Below are 2,992 nucleotides of genomic sequence, written 5' to 3'. Positions count from 1 at the left end.
CTCTTCGGAAGCTGTTCTGATCTCGCAAAGTGCAGTTGGTTTCAGCGGTCCGAGCAATGAATTTACCAGGGTTTTCACTATACACGAAGGAATGATCTTCGATATTGAAAAAGAGGAAAACAACTGGAGTTTGATCAAACTCACAAATGGTTTGGGAGGATGGATAGAATCGAAGAATCTGGAAAAAATTAAAATATAACTTCTCAAAAAAACAATTCTTTATAAATTGACTTTATGAAATATAAGATTTTTACGATCCCGAATTTACTCGCTTTTTTCCGAGTTATTGCAGGTCCGATCGTGATGTGGAACATTATATACGATAATAATAAAACTGCCTTTCTCATCCTCAGCTTCGCTTTTATAACAGACCTTTTCGATGGTTTGATCGCGCGTAAATTTAACCAGAAATCTCTGATTGGAAGCATCCTCGATCCGATTGCCGACAAAGTTCTCATGGGTTTTGTTCTTTTTGGGATTTGTATCAGGAACAACCTGCTTTTCTGGATCCAATTATTTGGAATTTTAGCATTGCTTTATGTTTTGATGTTCATCCTGTTTTACCCGTTATTTCTGAAAAAAGGAGTAAAAATAAATTTTGTTGGTAAAACCTGTGTATTCATAAATTGTTTTGTCATTTTGGCTCTTGTTCTCCAATATAATGTCTGGTTGATGAGAATTTTTACGATCTGCCTGATCCTTCCACAATTTGTTTATTTCCTGCAATTCACCAGAAAAGTTGGAGAAGAAAACCATGAAGTTGCTCATTGAGTTAAACAGAAAAAAATGAGAAAAACAGAAGAAACATTATTTCAGAAAAATGAAATATTTAGAGGTGAAAAAATCTGTCTTCGTCTTGAAAAAGATTCGATCTAATTCAGTGTTCTCATCATATCTCAATGAAAATCAGTTAGCATCGATGATGATAAAGTACTGGTTGTTCTCAACTCGACGACTTCGTCTTTCAAGTCGAGTCCAACCTAAAAAAATTCAGTTTATTTCTGTGATTTCAGTTAATCTCAATGAATAAATTTATTGATTTTAAGGAATTCCTCAGATGGAAACATTATTTCTGAAAGGTTATTATATCGGAATTACAGTCGCTATTCTTATAAAGAATATTCTCTGGTTAAGAGTTGTTATGGTTTTTGCGGGAATCTCGATGATCTGCTATGGAATTTCAATCAATGAGAATAACACAACTCGCTGGTACATTTTATTTGTGATCATAAATTCAGTGCAGATTTTCAGGATTTTGAAAAGTAAAAAAGAGATAAACATCAACGAAAATATAATCGATATTTATGATAATGTTTTTGCAGAGATGACAAAAAGAGAATTTATAAATTTTTGGAAAGAAGGCAGCAAACTTTCCGCTCTCAAAGGTGAAATATTATGCAAACAGGATGTCATGCAGGGAGATATTATCCTCGTTCTAACCGGAAAATTGTCAGTATTTAAGAATAACATTCTTATTGCAGAACTCCATCGTGGAAACTTTGCTGCCGAAATGGGTTATCTCACTAATTCTCCTGCTTCTGCTGATGTGGTTGCGGAAACAAATATGACTTATAAATCATGGAACAGGATTTATTTTGAAAATTTGAAAAATAATAATCAGTCACTTTATCATAAACTCGAGAAAATTTTCAGCAAAGATCTGATCGAAAAGATAGAGCATAAACTTCAATGAAATTCTTAATTTTTATCTTGCTTATTTCTTTTTCATTTCCATTTTTTTCAGAAGAATTTCTGATTCTTTCCGGAAATGCGACTCAAGGAGGAATTTTAATTGGAAATGTTCATCAAGATGTTGAACAAGTTTTCTGGAATGAGAAAAATTTAGCCATTTCTGACCAGAAAATTATTATTGGATTTGACCGAGACGAACCGCTTGAACATCAGATTTCTCTAATTTTTAAAAATGGTGAGATTATTAAAAAGGATTTTTTGATCAGCAAAAGAGAATATGAAATTCAGAGGATCGATAAAATTAAAAAAGAATATGTTGAAAAACCGGTTGATAAGAATTTATTACGCAGGATTTCCAATGAAAGTAAAAGTCTGCAAGCTGTTCGTTCCGGAATTTACAAAGAAAATGATATAATGTTCGAGGAATTTATCAGACCAATCGAGGAAGGAAAGATTTCAGGAGTCTTCGGCAGCCAGCGAATTTTGAATGGAATTCCAAAAAGTCCTCACAGCGGATTGGATATTGCTGCTCCCAAAGGAACTCCGGTGAAAGCAATGTCAAACGGAATAGTTGCTTTGATCGGTGATTATTTCTACAATGGCAAATTCGTTTTAATCGATCACGGATTAGGTTTGAGTTCGATTTATATTCATCTTGATTCGATTGCAGTTGAACTTGGACAGAATGTTGAAATAGGTGAACAAATTGGATCCGTCGGTTCGACCGGCAGAGCAACCGGACCTCATCTGCACTGGGGTGTAAATTATTTCAAAAAGAGGATCGATCCGGAATTATTGCTCGATCAGGATGAGAAATTTTTGATTATTAAAAAATAATACTCGGAACAAGTTCCGAGTTACAGCATTGTTCCCAATCCCCTGATTGGGAACATAATATTCATCTAAACCCTGTTTTGAAATTAAATTCCTTTCCAAAATGGAATTGGAATATTAGAGTGAGTAAAAAAAAATGAAACAAGGATTTCCGAAAAAATTGCATTCCCAATCGGGGATTGGGAATGATAATGAAAAAAAATAATACTCGGAACAAGTTCCGAGTTACAGCATTGTTCCCAATCCCCTGATTGGGAACATAATATTCATCTAAATCCTGTTTTGAAATTAAATTCCTTTCCAAAATGGAATTGGAATATTAGAGTGAGGAAAAAAAATGAAACAAGGATTTCCGAAAAAATTGCATTCCCAATCGAGGATTGGGAATGATAATGAAACTACGGAGCAACTATGAAAGCAATGATCCTCAATAAAATCACAAATCTGAAAAAGAACAGAAATCCAT

Annotated in this window: 4 protein-coding genes; all 4 read left to right on the top strand. The window is 33.8% G+C overall.

The annotated features are described in order from the left end of the window. A partial coding sequence (locus tag ENL20_10290; GenBank protein HHE38945.1) for an SH3 domain-containing protein occupies window positions 1-199 on the top strand: 199 nt, incomplete at its 5' end. Between the two features lie 35 nt (window positions 200-234). Further along, entirely contained in the window at window positions 235-771 is a 537-nt protein-coding gene (locus ENL20_10285; GenBank protein HHE38944.1) for a hypothetical protein, read from the top strand. Window positions 772-1,057: 286 nt separating this feature from the next. Beyond that, window positions 1,058-1,693, top strand: coding sequence for a cyclic nucleotide-binding domain-containing protein (locus tag ENL20_10280; protein HHE38943.1), 636 nt, complete (start codon window positions 1,058-1,060; stop codon window positions 1,691-1,693). Continuing rightward, window positions 1,690-2,529 (top strand): M23 family metallopeptidase, encoded by an 840-nt coding sequence (locus ENL20_10275; protein ID HHE38942.1) that lies wholly within the window; start codon window positions 1,690-1,692, stop codon window positions 2,527-2,529. Before ENL20_10280 ends, ENL20_10275 begins: the two co-directional genes overlap by 4 nt. The last annotated feature ends 463 nt before the right edge of the window (window positions 2,530-2,992 follow it).

Source organism: Candidatus Cloacimonadota bacterium, assembly GCA_011372345.1.
Lineage (GTDB): Bacteria > Cloacimonadota > Cloacimonadia > Cloacimonadales > TCS61 > DRTC01.
Note: the sequence above shows the minus strand (reverse complement) of the source record. Positions and strands in the feature narration are given on the sequence as shown.